The organism is Megasphaera coli, assembly GCF_900095855.1.
In the GTDB taxonomy this organism is placed as follows: domain Bacteria; phylum Bacillota; class Negativicutes; order Veillonellales; family Megasphaeraceae; genus Megasphaera; species Megasphaera massiliensis_A.
In genome coordinates, this window is sequence record NZ_FMIY01000002.1 from 251,823 (window position 1) to 270,327 (window position 18,505).

An 18,505-nucleotide genomic window follows, 5' to 3' on the forward strand; every position below is an offset into this window, starting at 1 on the left:
GACGGGCAGTGAAAATAAAACGGGCATTACTCAGCGTTTCCGATAAGACGGGAATTACAGAATTAGGAAAAGAGTTGGCTGCACTGGGTGTGGAAATTATCTCTACCGGCGGCACGATGAAGACGCTGCAGGCTGCAGGTATTCCCGTAAAGGCCGTGCAGGACGTGACGGGCTTTCCGGAAATGATGGACGGCCGCGTGAAGACCTTGCATCCGAAGATTCACGGCGCCATTTTGGCCATGCGCGATAATAAGGAGCACGTGAGAGCCATGGCGGAGCACGGCATTGTACCTGTCGACTTGGTCGTCGTCAACCTCTATCCTTTTGAAGCGACTGTGGCCAAACCGGACGTGACCTTGGCCGAAGCCGTTGAAAATATTGATATCGGCGGTCCCTGTATGGTGCGGGCGGCGGCTAAGAACAACAAGTTTGTCGCCGTCGTGACGAATCCGAAAAAGTATGGACAAATCATTGATATTCTGAAAAAAGACGGCGAATTTTCCGATTCCTGTCGGTTGGAGCTGGCACGTGAGGCGTTTGCACATACTGCCGCTTACGACGCGGCCGTTACGGCCTATTTGACGGAAGCCGCAGCGAAAGGAGCATCGTACTGATGAACGTAGGTGTTATCGGCAGCGGCGGCAGAGAACATGCCCTCGTGTGGAAGCTGCACCAAAGTCCGTCCGTGGAAAAGCTGTATGCCGTTCCCGGCAGTGCGGCCATGGCGGATCTGGCCGAGTGTGTGCCCTTGCCCGTGTCGGACCTGGCAGGTATTACGGATTATGCCGTGCGGCAGGATATAGATCTTCTCGTCGTCGGGCCGGAAGTTCCCTTGACCGAAGGCATTGCGGATCTGGCGGAAGAAAAGGGAATTGCCGTTTTCGGGCCGTCAAAGGCGGCAGCACGGCTGGAAGGTTCCAAGAGCTTTGCCAAGATGCTCATGAAAAAATACGGTATACCGACTGCGGACTATGAAAGCTTTACGGACGGTGCGGCCGCAAAAGCGTACATAAAAGAAAAAGGCTCGCCCATCGTTGTCAAAGCGGACGGCTTGGCTGCCGGCAAGGGCGTCGTCGTCGCCATGACGACGGCCGAAGCTCTGGCGGCCGTAGATGCCATGATGGAGGATAAGATTTTCGGTGACTCGGGCGGCCGCATTGTCGTTGAAGAATACATGAGCGGTGAAGAGGCGAGCATTCTTGCTTTTGTCGACGGCAAAACGATTGTGCCCATGCCGGCCGCACAGGATCACAAACGTATTTTTGACGATGACAAGGGGCCCAATACGGGCGGCATGGGTGCTTATGCTCCCGCTCCCGTCGTGACGGAAGCCATATATGAAGAAGTGACGGAACGGATTTTGAAGCCGACCGTTGCGGCCCTTGCGGCAGAAGGCATACTCTATCGCGGCTGCCTGTATGCCGGGCTCATGCTGACGACGGAAGGTGTGAAGGTTGTCGAATTTAACTGCCGCTTCGGCGATCCGGAAACGCAGGCCGTCCTGCCCCTTATAGACGGCGATTTGGCGGAAATTATGTATGCCTGCGCCAGAGGGAACCTTGACGCCGCACAGGTACGCAGTCATGACGGCGCGGCATGCTGCGTCGTTATGGCGTCCGCAGGCTATCCCGAATCGTCTCACAGGGGCGATGTCATCAACGGCCTTGACAAGGCGGCCGCACGGAAAGATACGGTTGTCTTTCACTCGGGTACGGCCGTCAGGGACGGAGTATATGTGACAAGCGGAGGCCGCGTTCTCGGCGTGACGGCACTGGCCGGATCGCTGCGGGAAGCCGTCGATAAAGCCTATGCCGCCGTAGGAGATATTTCCTTTGACGGGCAGCAGGTGCGTTCGGATATCGGCAAAAAAGGATTGGACCATTTGCAATAACGGAAACGAACCGCCCGGCAGGAGCCGCAACGGTCCGTTTTTAACAGGAGGGGTGAAGACTGTGAATTATCGAGTTGAAACGGATTCCATGGGAGAAATAAAAGTACCTGCGGAAAAGCTGTGGGGCGCCCAGACGCAGCGCAGCCTGGAAAATTTCCAAATCGGCACGGAAAAGATACCCGTTGAAATGGTACGTGTCTTTGCTTATTTAAAAAAGACGGCGGCCCTTGTCAACTCGGTTTTGGGGCAATTGGATGAGGCGCGGGCACAGGCCATTGCCGCCGCCTGTGACGACATCCTTGCCGGCCGGTTGGACGGCAATTTTCCGCTTGCCGTCTGGATGACGGGGAGCGGCACGCAGTTCAATATGAATATAAATGAAGTTGTCGCCCGCAGGGCCATGGATATTTTATCGGAACGGGGAAGGCCCGTGCAGGTTCACCCGAATGATCACGTCAACCGCTCGCAGAGCTCAAACGACACCTTCCCGACGGCTATATACGTGACGGGCATCCTCCTGATTCGCCGGCACCTCCTGCCGTCACTGGCGGAGCTTCATAAAAAACTGAGCCGTAAGGCGAAGGAGTATAAAAACGTCGTTAAAATCGGTCGGACCCATTTGCAGGATGCTACGCCTTTGACGCTGGGTCAGGAATTCAGCGGCTGGGCGCGCATGTTGGAACGCAACAGGGAAATGCTCGAACACGGTTGTGATTTCCTGCGCGATCTCGCCGCAGGCGGTACGGCCGTCGGTACGGGCATTAACTGCCCCGACGGGTATGCCGGACTTTTTGCGGAAAAGCTGAGTGAATTGACGGGCGAAGTCTTCCGGACGGCACCCAATAAATTCCAGGCCCTGACGAGCAAGGACGAGCTCGTCGTCGTTCACGGCATGCTGAAAGCCTTGGCCTGCGACCTCATGAAAATAGCCAACGATATTCGCTGGCTCGCGTCGGGACCGCGCTGCGGCATCGGTGAGCTGATTATCCCTGCCAACGAGCCGGGCAGCTCCATTATGCCGTCCAAGGTCAATCCGACGCAGTGTGAAGCCGTGACGATGGTTGCCGTCCAGGTCATGGGCAACGACGCGACCGTGGGCATTGCCGCCAGCCAGGGGAATTTTGAACTGAACGTGTTTATGCCCGTCATGGCCTATAATCTGGTTCAGTCCGTGCGCCTTCTGGCGGATGTCATGAAATCCTTCGGCAATCACTGTATTGACGGTATTGTACCCAATTACGGACAAATTGAGAGAAATCTTAACCGCTCCCTTATTTTGGTGACGGGCCTCGTACCCCTTATCGGTTATGACAAGGCCTGCGCCATTGCCGAAAAAGCGGCCGCCGAGGGCCTGACTCTGCGCGATGCGGCTGTTGCAAGCGGCTTTGTGAGCGGCGCAGACTACGATAAACACATGAATCCCGCCGACCTTGCCGGCATCGGCAAAGGTTGACAGGATCCATAAGTAATAGACGGGAGCTGTTATTTTTTCAGCTTAGCCTGCGCCTTTTCCACAAAGGGCGCCGACTCAATTATAAACCGTTCGTGTACGGCTTCGCCGACGGAACCGGCTTCATCGAAGCCTTCGATTTTAAAGGTCAGTTTGCGCCGGTCCTGTTCGACCAGAACGGCTTTTGCCGTTACGGTCATGCCGATGGGGGTTGCCGACGTGTGCTTAATGTTCATCATAATGCCGACCGTGCTGCAGCCTTCGGGCAATTGTTCGTGAACGGCTACGACGGCTGCGTGCTCCATGAGGGCGACGAGGGCCGGTGTGGCATAGACCGGAGCCGTGCCGCTGGCGTACTTGATGGCCGTGTTATTTTCCGTAACGGTTTCCTGCAATTCTGCAGATGAATGTTCTTTTACTGTAAAATCCATGGTGTGAGCCTCCTTAAAACTATGTTGTATATGATTAACTATATCATTTTCCCCGGCTTTAGGGAACGGATTTTTTTGAAAAGAGCGCCGGCCGCTTCGGTATAATAAGAGCATAAGCTCTCAGCTGGCGGATGGCGTGAAGGAGAAAGACAATTATGCATATAGAAGAAAAAGACGGCGTCCCGTTTGTACGCTTTTCCATTTTTGCCGGACATGACCTCGCCGCGGCCGTATCCACCCGTTGCGGCGGCGTCAGTACAGGTGGGTTCGCTTCTTTAAACATGAGCTTTTCTACAGGCGACGCTCCGGAAAAAATTATCGAAAACAGGCGGCGGTACTTCCGTGCCGTCGGTGTCGATACGACCGATTACGTCGGCTGTAATCAGGTGCACGGCACGACGGTCGTACGCGTCGGCCATACCGACCGCGGCAGAGGGGCGGAGAGTAAGGAAACGGCAATTCCCTCTTGCGACGGCTTGATCACGAATGAACCGCAAACGGCGTTGACTATGAATTTTGCCGACTGTACGCCCCTTTTGTTTTACGATCCCGTCCGCAGGGCCGTCGGCCTCGCTCACGGCGGTTGGCGCGGTACGGCCGGTAATATTGTCGGTGTCATTGTCCGGGAAATGACGGAAAACTTCGGCACGAAGCCGGCGGACATCTTGGCCGCCATCGGCCCGGCTATCGGCCCGGAGCGGTTTGAAGTGGGGCCGGAAGTGATTGAAACCTTTGCGGCGCTTTTTATGCCGGAGGAATTGAAAACACTTTACACGGAAAAGAGAGACGGAAAATATCTCTACGATTTGTGGCGAACGAATGAGCTTCTCATGCTTCGTGCCGGTATTTTGCCGCATCATATTGAACGAACCGATATTTGTACATACACGCGGAACGACCTTTTTTATTCGTACCGCAGGGAGAAAGGCCATACAGGGCGCCACATGGCACTCATGGAATTAAAATAAGAACGGAAAGGCCGTACTGTCCGAATTGGGGCAATACGGCTTTTATTATGCCCGTCCGGCACACATAGTATATTGACCTGTCTTTAGAAATTTAGTATAGTTAATTTAATGAATAAATGAAAACTTGTTCATATAAAATAGGAGAGATATTTATGATGAAAGGACAAAAAGGAATTTTCCTCCGCATAGGAATTACGGTTTTTCTCATATTCTTTGCCGGCGTGGCGGACTTGAATCCCTTAACATCCATGATTTTGTACGCCGCAGCCTATTTCATTATCGGTCATGATATTCTGCGCGAAGCGGCAGAGCGCATAAAAGACGGTGACGGCCTGGATGAATGCGTGCTCATGGCTGTCGCCACCTTGGGTGCCTGGGGATTGGCTCTCTATGAAAACGACGGATATACGGAAGCCGTGGCGGTCATGCTCTTTTACCAAATCGGCGAACGGTTTCAGAGCTACGCCGTAGACAGGAGCCGCCGCAATGTTACGGCTCTCATAGACAGTCACGGCGAGTATGTGCACGTAGAGAAAGAAGACGGGTCTTGGGACGATGCTTTGCCGGAAACCGTTCCTGCAGGCTCGGTTATCGTCGTCAAGGCGGGCGAGAAAATATTGCTCGACGGCAGAGTTCTTTCCGGGAGCGGCAGCCTGAATATGGCTGCTCTTACGGGTGAAAGTCTGCCGCTTGACGTAAAGCGGGGCCAAGCCGTGCTGAGCGGTTCCGTCAACCTGCAGGGCGTTTTGCGTGTGGAAACGACTAAAGGCTATAACGAATCGACGGCAACGAAGATTTTGCGGCTTATAGAAGAAGCGGGCGCCCGCAAATCCCGGGCGGAACAATTCATTACGCGCTTTGCCCGTGTCTATACGCCGGCAGTCGTAGGCTCGGCAGCCTTATTGGCCCTCTTGCCGCCCTTATACGGCCTTATTGTAAACGGTACGGCGCAGTGGTACGTGTGGGTTTATCGGGCTCTGATTTTTCTCGTCATCAGCTGCCCCTGCGCCCTTGTCATCAGCGTACCCTTAACCTTTTTTGCCGCCGTAGGCAGAGCCGGCAAAGAGGGTATCTTGATTAAGGGCTCGCAATACGTGGAAAGATTGGCTCATGTAAAAACCGTCGTTTTTGACAAGACGGGGACCTTGACAAAAGGAAAGTTTGATGTTGTCGCCGTTCACCCGTCCGGGCTTGCCGCTTTAGGTGACGCCGTGAGCGGCGGCACGGAGGAAGAGCGGTTGCTTCATTTGACGGCTCACGTTGAATCCTTCTCGGCTCATCCTATTGCCGAAGCCTTGCGTATCGCTTACGCTGCCGCCGGAGACGGCTGTGCCGTGGCGGGCGGTGAGGAAGTGGCCGGCAAGGGCATGCGCGCCGTCGTCAACGGCCATGCTGTATGCGTCGGTAACGGCGCTTTTATGGAAGACTGCGGTGCAGCCCCTGTTCACTGCGGCTGTGAGGGCACGATTATCCATGTCGCCGTAGACGGCAAGTATGCCGGCCATATCGTTATCTCGGACGTCGTGAAGCCTCATGCCGCCGTAGCGGTTAAAGCTCTCAAAGAAAAGGGCATAAGGCGCCTTGTCATGCTTACCGGTGACGGTTCCAAAACGGCGGCGGCCGTCGCCGACGAGCTGGGAATTACTGAAGTATACAGTGAGCTCTTACCGGCCGATAAGGTACGTATAGTGGAAGGATTGACGGCGGATCTGCGGCAGCCGGTTGAAGCGCTTGCCTTTACAGGTGACGGTTTGAACGACGCGCCCGTTCTCGCTCGTGCCGATGTGGGCGTTGCCATGGGTGCCCTCGGTTCCGATGCGGCCGTGGAAGCGGCCGATGTGGTTTTGATGGACGATGACCCGCTGAAGCTGGCAGCCGCTGTCAAGATTGCACAAAAAGGCATGGTTGTCGTCAAGGAGAATATAGTCTTTGCCATAGGCATTAAAATTTTTGTTCTTCTTCTCGGCGCCGCCGGCACGGCGACCATGGGCTTCGCCGTTTTTGCCGATGTGGGTGTTATGGTCTTGGCCGTGTTGAACGCTTTGCGCCTGCTTTTTGTAAATACATTGCCGCAAGAAAGCCGATAGATGCGAAGAGAATCATCATGGCAATGTAATCGGCAAAAAAGTAAAGGAGCGGCTCTTTCTTGTTGAAGGCGGCGAACTGCACCGTCAGAGACATGTATGACCAAAGATCCCGTTTTATAAAGGCGCGGACGCCGTAGAGGCTGATAAGACAGGCTGCGGCGCGAAGAAAACGGGAAACGGCTGGAGGAACAGTTACGTTGAAGACGCTTTTCAGGCTGCCGCGCAGGCGGTTCCATTGAAAGCCCAAGTGAAGGCTCAAGAGAACGAAGCCCCAGTAGGCGACAGGCAGGTGAACGAGTCTGGCAGTTGCGGCGCTGCCCGTTATATGCAGGGCCGGAACGATCTGTCCGTCCATGATGAGTCCGCTTACGGGCATGGCGAACATGACGCCTATGAGCAGAAGATTAATGAGGGTGCTTACGCTGCGCAGCGGCGTATAGCTCCCTTTTGCCATATTTTTCAGCCAGCGGCGGTTAATGATGTGGTGGATTATAAAGAGGAGGACCATGGTCAGGCCCAAGTAAATGTGTGTCGCCTTGCCGACGAGGATGTATGACATGAGAATCGGCAGAATGACGATCATGAGTATATCAATGACGACGGCGACCATACGGCTCGGTTTCATGAACGGCTCCTTTTGCAATAAAAGTTTTTCTTATTATAGCCACGGCAGCACTCCTTGGCAATGGCGAATTTTCTAGTAAAGTACAGTCTTTTGTGCTATAATGGCGAGGTTAATTGAAGTGAATTATTGCAAATAGGAGAGAGAATATATGGAACGTAAGGATATTCGTAATATTGCCATTATAGCTCATGTCGACCATGGAAAGACAACACTTGTCGACGCCATGCTCAAGCAAAGTCACGTTTTCCGCTCAAACGAAAAAGTGGCCGAACGGGTTATGGATTCGGGCGACATTGAAAGGGAACGGGGCATTACGATTTTATCTAAAAATACATCGGTCATGCACGACGGCGTTAAGATCAACATCGTCGACACGCCGGGCCATGCCGACTTCGGCGGTGAAGTGGAACGTGTCCTCAACATGGTCGACGGCGTCCTCCTTCTGGTAGATGCCTTCGAGGGACCTATGCCGCAGACGAAATATGTACTGCGTAAGGCGTTGGAGCAGAAGCTCAAGCCCATTGTGGTCATCAATAAAATAGATAAGCCGGAGGCGCGTGTGGAAGACGTGGAAAATGAAGTGCTTGAGCTCTTTATGGAGCTGGAAGCGGATGACGAGCAGCTGGATTTTCCCGTTATTTACGCCAACGGCCGCGACGGCGTGGCCAAGACGGACATGGCCGACGAAGCGACGGACCTGCAGCCGCTGTTCAAGGCTATTATCGATCACTGCCCGTGCCCGAAGGGCGATTTGGAAGGACCTCTGCAGTTCATGGTCACGACCCTGGACTATGACGACTATGTCGGTAAAATTGCTGTAGGCCGTATCGTCCGCGGCACGATGAAGCCGAATCAGAACGTCCTGATCGTCGACGGTGAAAGCCAGCGCAAGGCGAGAATCAGCCGTATTTATACGTATGAAGGCCTGCAGCGCGTAGAACGGGAAGACGGCGCGTCCATGGGCGATATTGCCTGCATTGTCGGCATTCCGGATATTAAAATCGGCGAAACCGTGGCGGATTCGCTGAATCCGGAAGCATTGCCGAAAATCGATATTGATGAACCGACGTTGGCCATGATTTTCTATGTCAACGACAGCCCCTTTGCCGGCCGGGAAGGGGAGTATGTAACGAGCCGTCATCTGCGCGATCGCCTTTTCCGCGAAGTACAGACCAACGTCAGCCTGCGCGTCGAAGAAACGGGCAGTGCCGACGCATTCAAAGTGTCGGGCCGCGGCGAGCTTCATATTGCCGTTCTCATCGAAGAGATGCGGCGTCAGGGCTATGAAATGCAAATCGGCAAGCCCAGCGTTATTACAAAAGAAATTAACGGACAAAAATGTGAACCCCTGGAAGCCCTCACGATAGATGTGCCGCAGGAATTTATGGGCTCCGTTATGGAAAAACTTGGTACGCGCAAGGCCGAAATGGTCAACATGATCGATCTGGCCGGTTACACTCGTCTGGAGTTTATCATTCCCGCCCGCGGCCTCATCGGTTTCCGCAGCGAATTTTTGACGGCCACGAAGGGAAACGGCATTATGTACCACGTCTTCCACGGCTATGCGCCATGGAAGGGTGATATTCCCGGCCGTACGCGCGGCAGCCTCGTCGCTTTTGAAACGGGTGAAACAACGGCGTACGGCATTTACAATCTGCAGGATCGGGGCACCATGTTCATTACGCCGGCTCAGGACATTTACTTGGGACAGGTTATCGGCGAAAGCAATCGCGACGTCGACATCGATGTCAACCCGTGCAAGAAGAAACACCTCAGCAATACCCGTTCTTCCGCGTCCGACGAGGCGCTGCGCCTCGTGCCGCCGCGCATTATGAGCCTTGAACAGGCCCTGGAATGGGTGAACGATGACGAGCTTGTTGAAGTTACGCCTAAGAGCATTCGTCTGCGCAAGGCTATTTTGGACAAACACGACCGCAAAAAGGCAGCTCGTAAATAGAATCGTTCTCAATCAGATCATGACAAAGGCGGACGGCGGTGATATGATAAGGGTACAGCCGTTATAAAAGAGGATGAAGGTGTGTTAACGGAGGGGGGAATATATATGAAAAAGAGAACGGTAGGCGTTATCGGCGCAGGCCACGTAGGCGCGCACGTTGCCTTTGTCTTGGGCATGCGCGGCGTTGCGGACGCAGTCAAGATTTGTGATAAAAATGAACAGAAGGCAATCAGCGAACGGCAGGATTTGATGGATGCCGTCATGTTCATGCCTCATCGCGTGGAATATATCCTTGCCGGGTATGAAGAAATGGGTGATTGCGATATCATTATTAACGCTCTCGGCAACATTGACCTCGTCGCGACGGGCAGCCGCGATGACGAAATGGGCTTTACGGTCCCGGCTGTAGCCGATTGTATTCCTAAAATTATGGCCGGCGGGTTTGACGGTATCTTTGTCAATATCACCAATCCCTGCGATGTCATTACCGATTTGATTCAGAAGCTCAGCGGCTTGCCGGCGAACCGCGTTATCGGTACGGGTACGGGCCTCGACACGTCCCGCCTCGTCAGCGCCATTGCACAGCAGACCGGTCTGGATCATAATTCTTTCACGGCTTTCATGTTCGGCGAACACGGCAACTCGCAGATCACGCCGTGGTCACTCGTAAAGTTTGCCGGCAAGCCTTATGAAGAATTGGCCAAGCACGATGAACGGTTCCGTTTCGACCGGAAAGAATTGCAGGAACGGGCTATTAAGGGCGGTTGGGTCACCTATTCGGGCAAGCATTGTACGGAATACGGCATCGCTTCTGCGGGCGTGACTGTTGCGGATGCTATTTTGCATGATAAACGGGCGATTATGGCGGTGAGCGTCAAGCTGGACGGTCAATACGGTGAAACCGGTATCTATTGCGGCGTCCCCGCCGTCATCGGTCAAAACGGGGCCGAACAGGTTATGGAATACACTCTTACTGCAGAGGAAATGAAAGACTTTAAAGAATGCTGTAAAAAGATTCGCACAAACATTGCCAAGGCGGCTGCACTTTCAGATAAATAGAATATATTATAAACGAAGGGGGATTTACTATGAAAAAGAGAATTGTCGGTGTCATCGGTGCCGGTCACGTAGGCGCGCACGTTGCTTTTGTCCTGGGGATGCGCGGCATTGCGGATGTAGTTAAGATTTGCGATACGAAAGAACAGAAAGCGATCAGCGAACGGCAGGATTTGATGGATGCCGTCATGTTCATGCCTCATCGTGTAGAGTATGTATTGGCAAATTACGAAGAACTTAGCGATTGCGACGTTATCATCAACGCCTTGGGTGAAATTGAGCTGCTTGCCACTTTTGACCGCGACGATGAAATGGCTTTCACCATTCCGGCCGTAGCCGAATGCATTCCTAAAATCATGGCCGGCGGCTTTGACGGTATCTTTGTCAATATCACCAATCCCTGCGATGTCGTTACTGACCTGATTCAAAAATTGAGCGGCTTGCCGGCGAACCGCGTTATCGGTACGGGTACGGGCCTCGACACATCCCGTCTCGTCAGCGCCATTGCGCAGCAGACCGGTCTGGATCATAATTCTTTTACGGCTTTCATGTTCGGTGAACACGGCAACTCGCAGATCACGCCGTGGTCTCTCGTAAAGTTTGCCGGCCAACCTTACGAAGAATTGGCCGAGCACGATGAACGGTTCCGTTTCGACCGGAAAGAATTGCAGGAACGGGCTATTAAAGGCGCTTGGATTACCTTTGCCGGCAAGAATTGCACGGAATACGGCATTGCATCCACAGGAGCCTGCGTTACGGACGCCATCTTGCATGACAAGCAGGAAATCATGGCGGCGAGCGTCAAACTGGACGGCCAATACGGTGAAAGCGGCATTTATTGCGGCGTCCCCGCCGTTATCGGTCAACACGGCGTAGAACAGGTTATGGAATACACGTTGACGGCAGAAGAAATGAAGGATTTTAAAGAGTGCTGCCAAAAAATTCGCACGAATATCGCCAAAGCGGAGAAATTATTGGCAAAATAATAGTATAATCAACTTAACAAAAGGGCATATCCGGCGGGGTATGCCCTTTCGGTCTGTAAGGGGGAAGCCATGATAATTTCCTTGAAAAGTATATAAGAAAGGTATAAAATAAAAAGGGAGTTTTATTGTACTCATAATTCCGAATAGCTGTCGTAATGGACAGGAAAAAATTATTTTTTTAGAGTATTTTGTTAAAAAAATCATGAAGAAGGGGGATGTTACAGTTGAAAACGCAGAGTAAAAAGCAGTTTACCGATTATTTTACCGATTTTGCCCGTAAATGGGTACCCGACTCGTATGTCATCGCGTTGGTATTGACGATTATCGCATTTATCATGGCTCTTGTTCTTACGCCGTCAAGCCCGTTTGATATCGTTATTTCCTGGGGGAAAGGGTTCTGGACCTTATTGGCCTTCGCCATGCAGATGTCCTTGATTGTCATTACGGGGTATGCATTGGCAACGACGCCCGTGTGTACCAAGTTGATTTCTTCAGTATGCAGTAAACCGACGTCCGCAACGTCAGTATATGTGTATGCCGTCATTTTATCTGCTGTCGGTTTTTATTTGAATTGGGGATTCGGTCTTATTTTTGCCGCCTTGATTTGTAAGAACCTTGCCGTACAGGCGATGCGAAAGAACATCAAGATCGATTACCGCTATTTATGCGGTGCCGCGTGGACACCGTTCTATATTTGGCATATGGGTCTTTCCGGCTCGGCTCCGTTGCTGGTGGCAACGGCAGATCACTTTATGGTCAAGGAGATCGGTATTATCCCTATTTCGCAGACGATCTTCCATCCTTATAACCTCATTCTGACAGGTGTCTCCGTTATTGCGATCATCATCATGTTCGGCTTTGTCTTGAAGCCGAAGGATGAGTCGAAGATGATTTCCATTGCGGAATGGAATCCCGAATTGGCCGTTATCGAATCACCCGATAAGGAAGAAAAACCTGTTATCAAAACGCCGAGCGAATGGGTTACGTATACACCCTGGTGCTCCTATCTGGTAGGGCTCATGTTCCTGACGTATTTGTATTATCACTTCTTCGTTCTCGGCAAGTCTTTGGATATCAATGTTTTGAATTTCCTGTTCCTGACCCTGATCATATGGCTTTACGGTACACCTGCCGCCATGCTGAAGGCCGTTAAGGCTTCGACTCCCGCTGCGTGGGGCGTTATTCTTCAGTTCCCCTTCTATGCGGGCATCTTCGGCATCATGAAGTACACGGGACTCGTCGACACGATTGCTGCCGGTGTTATTAAGCTCAGCACGGCAACGACTTTCCCGGCTATTGCAGCCGTTCTGACCGGTTTTATCAGCTATTTCATTCCGTCCGGCGGCAGTAAATGGGTCATTGAAGCACCTTTTCTGATCCCTGCCGGCCAGGCGTTGGGAATTCCCGACGCGCAGACCATTATCGCCTACATGTTCGGCGGCGACTTGACCGCGTTGATACAGCCGTTCTTCGCCGTACCTTTTATGGCCGTATGCGGATTGGAATTTAAAGATTTCGTAGGGTACAGTTTTGTCGCCTTTATCGTCTTGGGACTCATTATGATATTAGGCTTGACCTTTATTCCGTTTGCAATGTAATTACAGAGAAAGAAGGGAATCGTCACATGAAACAATTGCAGGACATTAAAACGGTTTGCAACCTCGGCTGCGGTACGATGGGATTCGGCACGGCTATCGCTTTTGCGAAAAGCGGTTACGAAGTAAACATGTTCGGCCGTAAAGATGCCAGCATCGAACGGGCCATGAAAAATATCCATCTGACCCTTGAAGTCATGAAGGCGAATGACTTGTTGACCGAAGGAGAGGAAAAAGAACTCCTCAGCCGTATCCATGGGGTCACGACCTTGAAGGACGCTGCCGCCAATGCGGATTTCCTTATTGAATCCGTAGCGGAAGATGTATCGATTAAGCAGACCGTATATAAGGAAATGGAAGACTATCTCGGCGAAGATGTTATTTTCGCAACCGATTCGTCCGGTCTCAGCCCGACGGAAGTGGCTTCCGTGCTGAAGCATCCCGAACGGTTCGTTGTCGCTCATTTCTGGAATCCGCCTCACCTTATTCCTCTTGTCGAAGTAGTACCGGGAAAACAGACAACGCAGGAAGTTGTTGACATTACGTGGCAACTCATGGAAAAAATCGGTAAGAAACCGGTAGCTCTCTTAAAAGAAGCGCCGGGCTTCGTCGGCAACCGCCTTCAGTTTGCACTGCTCCGCGAAGCGCTGTACTGCGTAAAGGAAGGAATTGCTACGCCGGAAGCGGTTGATACGGTGTGCAAATACAGCATCGGTCGCCGCCTTTCCGTAACGGGTCCCCTTGAAACGGCAGATTTGGGCGGCTTGGATATTTTCTATAACATTTCGGCATATCTCAATGCGGACTTGGCTGATGACAAGGACGGATCGGCAATCATGAAGAAATGCGTCGATGAAGGCAATTTGGGTGCCAAGACGGGCACGGGTCTCTACCCGTGGAAGCCGGAAGAATTGGCTGAAATCAAGAAAAAACGGGAAGAAATCTTGATTGAATGGCTGAAGAAAGATGCAGCAGGAGAAAAATTTTAAACCTAAAGTAAAACAAATGGGGGCTGGCCGTTGTTCGGTCGCCCCCGTTTATATATGAAAAAGAGCGGACAAAATATATTGAATATTGCGAAAAGGTAATAAACGGATGATAGAACGGAATAAGGAAACGTATATATTATAGTCTTGAACGTGATATACTTACATGCAAGCAATCTTATCTTAATTTTATTTTAAAATAAAAAGAGGAGATGTCATTATGTTAAAAAAATCAATGCTTTTGGCAATGGTTGTTACGGCGTGCACGGCAACGGTTGCTTTCGCTACACCGCAAACGCAGTGGGAACAAGGACAGTGGCAGATTGATGCCGGTGCGTGGAATCCCAAGATGGCCTTTGACGCAAGTCACTGGATGGCAGGACTTTCGTCTTACAGTAACGGTACGAAGTGGAATTTCCAGGGCGGCGTGCAGTACGGTTTGACCGATAAATGGGCGCTTCAGTACCAATACTACGGCTTAAAGACCAAAGAAAAGGGGATTGTCGACAATACGACGAACGGTGACGCTCATGAAGTAAATCTCGTCTATTCCATCAACAAAAACTTTGCCGCCTATGCGGGGTGGAATCGCATTAACAATGACATCGGCGATCCGGACGGTACATGGAGCGATACGAATAACATTGCTCAAATCGGTATAATCGCCAAAGCGCGTCTTGCCAAAGGCCTTGATATCTACGGCAAAGCCGCCGTCGGTACGAAACGTACGGCTCTTTGGGAAGCGGGCCTCGGTTACAGCATTACGCCGGATCTTGATATCAGCGCCGGTTATCGCTACGTAAATACGAAATGGGCCGATAAAGGTGACGTTGTCGGTATGCCTTTGCGTGACGACGCCAACATTACGTACAAAGGGTTCATTGCAGGCCTGTCCTATCGCTTCGGCGGCGGGCATGAAAAAGAAACGCCCGCACCGGAACCGGTATATCAGCCGCGTCAGCCGGAATACAAGCCGGAAGCGCCGCAGCCTAAGAAAGACTACTATGTGGACAGCATTCATTTCGGCTTTGACGAAGATCAGCCCTTGCCGTCGGAACAGGCCAAGCTGGATCACTTTGTACAGGTTGCAAAAGAACATCCGCAAGACGGGTTCAAGCTCATCGGCAATACGGACAACAAGGGGACGGACGGCTATAATGACGACCTTTCCAAGCGCCGCGTGACTAATGTGGCAACATACGCCGTGAATCAGGGTGTGTCGAGCGAACAGCTGATGCTCGGCTATGAGGGCGAATCGGATCCGGTCAGCACAAACGATACCGATCAGGGTCGTGCCGACAACCGCCGCGTTGATATTTGGCATCATCGCTAGAATAGTTGTTGAGACTCTGCATGAGCCTTGAGCGGTTCGTGATGAATGTTATTTGTATATAGGAAAAGAACTGCTGCGGCAGTTCTTTTTTGTGCCCTGTGCCGGAATTTGTGCTATACTGACAGCAGTGAAATTTTTAACATAAATCTGATGTCGGAAATATCGGTATAAATACAAGAAAGAGGGGCAGAGCAATATGAGTGAAAATGAGAAGGCCATGAGTGAAGTTAAAGAAGATGTAAGCGAACGGGCCGTGAAGCGGGTATTAAGGGAAGAGCGGGAGAAAAAGCTTATCCTTATTTTTAATGTCGTCATTTCGATTATCGGGGTAACGCTCTTATACACGGCATGGATAGATAAGCGTCTTGCATCGGCCATTATTCTGGCTTTGCTGCCTGCCAACATCGCCCATAAAAAGGGACGCTCCTATCGGCTCTGGTATGTATACGGACTCCTGCTGTGGATATTTGCGATCGTCCATATTCTTATCTTAAAGAAGGAAGAGCCGGACCGCACCTAGTCTGTAAAAAACACTTTCGGAGGTAAATCTCTCTGAAAGTGTTCTTTATTTTTATCCATTCAATTGTCCCGCCGCTACGAGTTCGTCTGCGTAGCGGACGGTGGACATGGCGTCTTTGCCGTAGCAGTCGGAGCCGATGGTGTCGGCGTATTGCTGTGTCATGACGGCGCCGCCGACGACTATCTTGCAGTCCGGCTTATTTTGGCGGAGAAGTTTTATGGTTTCTTCCATATTGACGACCGTTGTCGTCATGAGGGCCGAGAGTCCCACGAGGCGGACATCTTCTTTAAGCGCCGTTTCAACGATGACGTCGGGCGATACGTCGCGGCCCAGGTCGATAACTTTATAGCCGTAGTTTTCCAGGAGAACCTTGACGATATTTTTTCCGATATCGTGAATATCTCCTTTAACGGTGGCGAGGATGACTTTACCTTTTGTTTCCTGCGGTGTGTCCTTCATGGCTTCTTTGACGACGGCGAAGGCCGCTTTGGCCGCTTCGGCCGCCATGAGGAGTTGGGGCAGAAAGAGCGTTCCTTTTTCAAAACCCTTGCCGACAATGTCCAGTGCCGGGACAAGGTCCTTATTAATAATGTCCAAGGCGCTTCGCGTGAGGAGTGCATTTTTTGTCGCCTCCGCCGCCGGGTTCGGCATGCCCCGCTCAATGGCATCCATGAGTTTCGTCGTCTTTTCCGGCTTTGTCTCTATGTCTTTGCCGCCTCCGCCCGTTGCCGTTTTTCCTGCCCCGGCTTTTGCGGGCAGCTTTGTTGACGGGACGGCTTTAAGCTCCCCCGGGTCGATGTCGAGAGCCGAGAGGACTTTCAGCTTGTATGCGTTTATAGTTTCTTCTATGCGCCTATTTACGGGAACGTAGTCCTGATATGCGGCAATAAAATTGTTGAAATTGACGTCCTGATTGGTCAAAGCGCAGAATGCGCGGTACGCCTGCATCATGGCGGCATTGTTCGGGTTAATAATTGCCGCGGCCAAGCCGTTTTGCAGGGCCATCGTAAAGAACGACGATGTGATGAGTTCCCGTGCGGGCAGGCCGAAGGAGATATTGGAGACGCCGAGGATTGTGTTGCCGCCCAATTCGTCGTGAATGCGTCTGACCGCTTCCAGTGTAACGAGGGCCGAACCCGCATCGGAGGAAACGGTCATGCAGAGCGGGTCGATGATTACGTTTTCTTTGGCAATCCCGTAGGCCGCGGCAGTGTCGTAAATCTTTTTGGCTACAGCTACGCGTCCGTCCGCCGTTTCGGGAATGCCCCTTTCGTCGAGTGCGAGGCCGACGACAACACCGCCGTATTTTTTGACGAGCGGAAATACGGCTTTCATTATTTCTCCTTTGCCGTTTACGGAATTGATGAGGGCCTTGCCGTTATACATACGCAGCGCCTTTTCCATGGCCGTCGTGTCGGACGTGTCGATTTGCAGGGGTAAGGGAAGTATAGTCTGGAGTTTGCCGATTACCTCCTGTATGAGTTCAACCTCATCCGTTTCGGGTGAGCCTACATTGACATCAAGGACGTGGGCGCCGGCGCTTTCCTGTTCCAGTCCCTGTTCGGCAATGTAGTCGATATCACGATCGATGAGGGCCTGCTTGAACCGCTTTTTGCCTGTCGGATTGATGCGTTCGCCGATAATGACGGGAACGGCGTTGCCGCCGATGGAGACGGTCCGGCAAAAAGAAGAAATGACCGATTTGTGTTTTGCCGTTGGCCGTGTAAAGGGTAAAGGCCGTACGGCGGCGACGGTTTTTTTTATGTATTCCGGTGTCGTGCCGCAGCAGCCGCCGACGGCGTTGGCGCCGAGCGAAGCGATTTGCGTCATTATCTGAGCAAACTCGTCGGCCTTTACGTTGTACTCCGTCCGACCGTCCACCACTTCAGGCAGTCCCGCATTGGGATTGACGAGGACCGGAACGGATGCGGCCGCAACGAGGCGTTTGACGACGGGAATCATTTCCGCAGGCCCGAGAGAACAGTTGGTGCCGATACCGTCGACTCCGAGTCCTTCCATCGTAGCTACAATGGATTCGGGCGTGCCGCCTGTGAGCATTTTGCCTTTTTCGTCAAAAACACACGTAAGGAGGACGGGGAGGTCGCAGTTTTCTTTGGCCGCCAAGACGGCGGCTTTGGCTTCGTACGAGTCGTTCATTGTTTCGATGAGAACAAGATCCGCCCCTTCGCGGGCGCCGATGCGGACGATTTCCGCAAAAATGTCGACAGCCTCTTCAAAGGGGAGGTCTCCCATCGGCTCAAGAAGCTTTCCCGTCGGTCCGATGTCGAGAGCTACGTACGCATCAGCATCCCGACTGACTTCATGGCGAGCTTTTTTGGCCAGGCGCACGGCGGCGGAGACGATATCGTCAATGTTGTCCGGAAACTTGAGGCGGTTTGCGCCGAACGTGTTGGTATTGAAAATATGGCAGCCTGCATTCAAATACTCCTTGTGCAGGTCTACAACAGCTTCCGGCCGGATGAGGTTCCATGTTTCCGGCAGCTCACCCGGCTGCAGTCCTTTTTCCTGTAAAATAGAACCCGTGCCGCCGTCAAAGAAAAGCCACTCTTTGCCGAGGCGTTCTCGTAAACTTTTTTTCATTTCTGTCGTATCTCCCCCG

15 protein-coding genes are annotated in these 18,505 nt (G+C 52.1%); 12 read left to right on the forward strand and 3 right to left on the reverse strand.

The annotated features are described in order from the left end of the window. Positions 1–8 precede the first annotated feature (8 nt). From BQ2674_RS01590 to fumC, 3 genes are all read left to right on the forward strand, one after another. A complete protein-coding gene (locus BQ2674_RS01590) occupies positions 9–614 on the forward strand; it encodes an IMP cyclohydrolase (RefSeq protein ID WP_075572125.1) in 606 nt (201 codons plus the stop codon). Then, positions 614–1,891: a phosphoribosylamine--glycine ligase gene (gene purD / locus BQ2674_RS01595; RefSeq protein ID WP_075572126.1), complete on the forward strand. Its 1,278-nt coding sequence runs from the start codon at positions 614–616 to the stop codon at positions 1,889–1,891. Before BQ2674_RS01590 ends, purD begins: the two co-directional genes overlap by 1 nt. 61 nt (positions 1,892–1,952) lie before the next feature. Beyond that, positions 1,953–3,344 (forward strand): class II fumarate hydratase, encoded by a 1,392-nt coding sequence (gene fumC, locus BQ2674_RS01600; protein ID WP_075572127.1) that lies wholly within the window; start codon positions 1,953–1,955, stop codon positions 3,342–3,344. 29 nt (positions 3,345–3,373) lie between these two features. Here fumC and BQ2674_RS01605 read toward each other — a convergent pair whose 3' ends face one another. Further along, positions 3,374–3,772, reverse strand: a complete 399-nt coding sequence (locus BQ2674_RS01605; protein ID WP_075572128.1) for a thioesterase family protein — start codon at positions 3,770–3,772, stop codon at positions 3,374–3,376. Positions 3,773–3,927: 155 nt separating this feature from the next. On the opposite strand from BQ2674_RS01605, the gene pgeF reads away from it, so the two are divergent. Together pgeF and BQ2674_RS01615 are read left to right on the forward strand one after the other, a co-directional pair. Continuing rightward, positions 3,928–4,740 carry a peptidoglycan editing factor PgeF gene (pgeF, locus tag BQ2674_RS01610; protein ID WP_075572129.1) on the forward strand — a complete coding sequence of 271 codons (813 nt, stop codon included), beginning with the start codon at positions 3,928–3,930 and terminating at the stop codon, positions 4,738–4,740. 152 nt (positions 4,741–4,892) lie between these two features. Then, positions 4,893–6,827 carry a heavy metal translocating P-type ATPase gene (locus BQ2674_RS01615; protein ID WP_075572130.1) on the forward strand — a complete coding sequence of 645 codons (1,935 nt, stop codon included), beginning with the start codon at positions 4,893–4,895 and terminating at the stop codon, positions 6,825–6,827. Here the strand turns inward: BQ2674_RS01615 and BQ2674_RS01620 are convergent. Further along, complete coding sequence (locus tag BQ2674_RS01620; protein WP_075572131.1) at positions 6,757–7,452, reverse strand: DUF4405 domain-containing protein; 696 nt, start codon at positions 7,450–7,452, stop codon at positions 6,757–6,759. The two genes, BQ2674_RS01615 and BQ2674_RS01620, sit on opposite strands and share 71 nt — an antisense overlap. A 148-nt stretch (positions 7,453–7,600) precedes the next feature. Between BQ2674_RS01620 and typA the strand changes: the two genes are divergently transcribed. From typA to BQ2674_RS01655, 7 genes are all read left to right on the forward strand, one after another. Next, positions 7,601–9,409, forward strand: coding sequence for a translational GTPase TypA (typA, locus tag BQ2674_RS01625; RefSeq protein WP_075572132.1), 1,809 nt, complete (start codon positions 7,601–7,603; stop codon positions 9,407–9,409). A 105-nt stretch (positions 9,410–9,514) separates the two neighbouring features. Then, positions 9,515–10,468 (forward strand): L-lactate dehydrogenase, encoded by a 954-nt coding sequence (locus tag BQ2674_RS01630; protein WP_075572133.1) that lies wholly within the window; start codon positions 9,515–9,517, stop codon positions 10,466–10,468. A 29-nt stretch (positions 10,469–10,497) separates the two neighbouring features. Further along, on the forward strand, positions 10,498–11,451 hold the full coding sequence (locus BQ2674_RS01635; RefSeq protein ID WP_075572134.1) for a lactate/malate family dehydrogenase: 954 nt from the start codon (positions 10,498–10,500) through the stop codon (positions 11,449–11,451). Positions 11,452–11,675: 224 nt separating this feature from the next. Then, a complete protein-coding gene (locus BQ2674_RS01640; RefSeq protein WP_235828784.1) occupies positions 11,676–13,049 on the forward strand; it encodes a short-chain fatty acid transporter in 1,374 nt (457 codons plus the stop codon). 26 nt (positions 13,050–13,075) lie between these two features. Next, the gene (locus tag BQ2674_RS01645) at positions 13,076–14,035 is read left to right on the forward strand and encodes a 3-hydroxyacyl-CoA dehydrogenase family protein (protein WP_075572136.1); all 960 of its coding nucleotides are present in this window, start codon (positions 13,076–13,078) and stop codon (positions 14,033–14,035) included. Between the two features lie 217 nt (positions 14,036–14,252). After that, positions 14,253–15,365: an OmpA family protein gene (locus tag BQ2674_RS01650; RefSeq protein WP_075572137.1), complete on the forward strand. Its 1,113-nt coding sequence runs from the start codon at positions 14,253–14,255 to the stop codon at positions 15,363–15,365. A gap of 196 nt (positions 15,366–15,561) precedes the next feature. Then, on the forward strand, positions 15,562–15,885 hold the full coding sequence (locus tag BQ2674_RS01655; protein WP_075572138.1) for a hypothetical protein: 324 nt from the start codon (positions 15,562–15,564) through the stop codon (positions 15,883–15,885). A 51-nt stretch (positions 15,886–15,936) separates the two neighbouring features. On the opposite strand, the gene BQ2674_RS01660 is transcribed toward BQ2674_RS01655, so the two are convergent. Beyond that, positions 15,937–18,486, reverse strand: a complete 2,550-nt coding sequence (locus BQ2674_RS01660) for a homocysteine S-methyltransferase family protein (protein ID WP_075572139.1) — start codon at positions 18,484–18,486, stop codon at positions 15,937–15,939. Between the last annotated feature and the right edge of the window lie 19 nt (positions 18,487–18,505).

Bases quoted from the DNA above. Each gene is read 5' to 3' on its own strand.
- BQ2674_RS01615 (WP_075572130.1), top strand. From the start codon at position 4,893: ATGATGAAAGGACAAAAAGGAATTTTCCTCCGCATAGGAATTACGGTT.
- BQ2674_RS01620 (WP_075572131.1), bottom strand. From the start codon at position 7,452: ATGAAACCGAGCCGTATGGTCGCCGTCGTCATTGATATACTCATGATC.
- BQ2674_RS01655 (WP_075572138.1), top strand. From the start codon at position 15,562: ATGAGTGAAAATGAGAAGGCCATGAGTGAAGTTAAAGAAGATGTAAGC.
- typA (WP_075572132.1), top strand. From the start codon at position 7,601: ATGGAACGTAAGGATATTCGTAATATTGCCATTATAGCTCATGTCGAC.
- purD (WP_075572126.1), top strand. From the start codon at position 614: ATGAACGTAGGTGTTATCGGCAGCGGCGGCAGAGAACATGCCCTCGTG.
- BQ2674_RS01630 (WP_075572133.1), top strand. From the start codon at position 9,515: ATGAAAAAGAGAACGGTAGGCGTTATCGGCGCAGGCCACGTAGGCGCG.
- BQ2674_RS01660 (WP_075572139.1), bottom strand. From the start codon at position 18,486: ATGAAAAAAAGTTTACGAGAACGCCTCGGCAAAGAGTGGCTTTTCTTT.
- pgeF (WP_075572129.1), top strand. From the start codon at position 3,928: ATGCATATAGAAGAAAAAGACGGCGTCCCGTTTGTACGCTTTTCCATT.
- BQ2674_RS01645 (WP_075572136.1), top strand. From the start codon at position 13,076: ATGAAACAATTGCAGGACATTAAAACGGTTTGCAACCTCGGCTGCGGT.
- BQ2674_RS01650 (WP_075572137.1), top strand. From the start codon at position 14,253: ATGTTAAAAAAATCAATGCTTTTGGCAATGGTTGTTACGGCGTGCACG.
- BQ2674_RS01635 (WP_075572134.1), top strand. From the start codon at position 10,498: ATGAAAAAGAGAATTGTCGGTGTCATCGGTGCCGGTCACGTAGGCGCG.
- BQ2674_RS01605 (WP_075572128.1), bottom strand. From the start codon at position 3,772: ATGGATTTTACAGTAAAAGAACATTCATCTGCAGAATTGCAGGAAACC.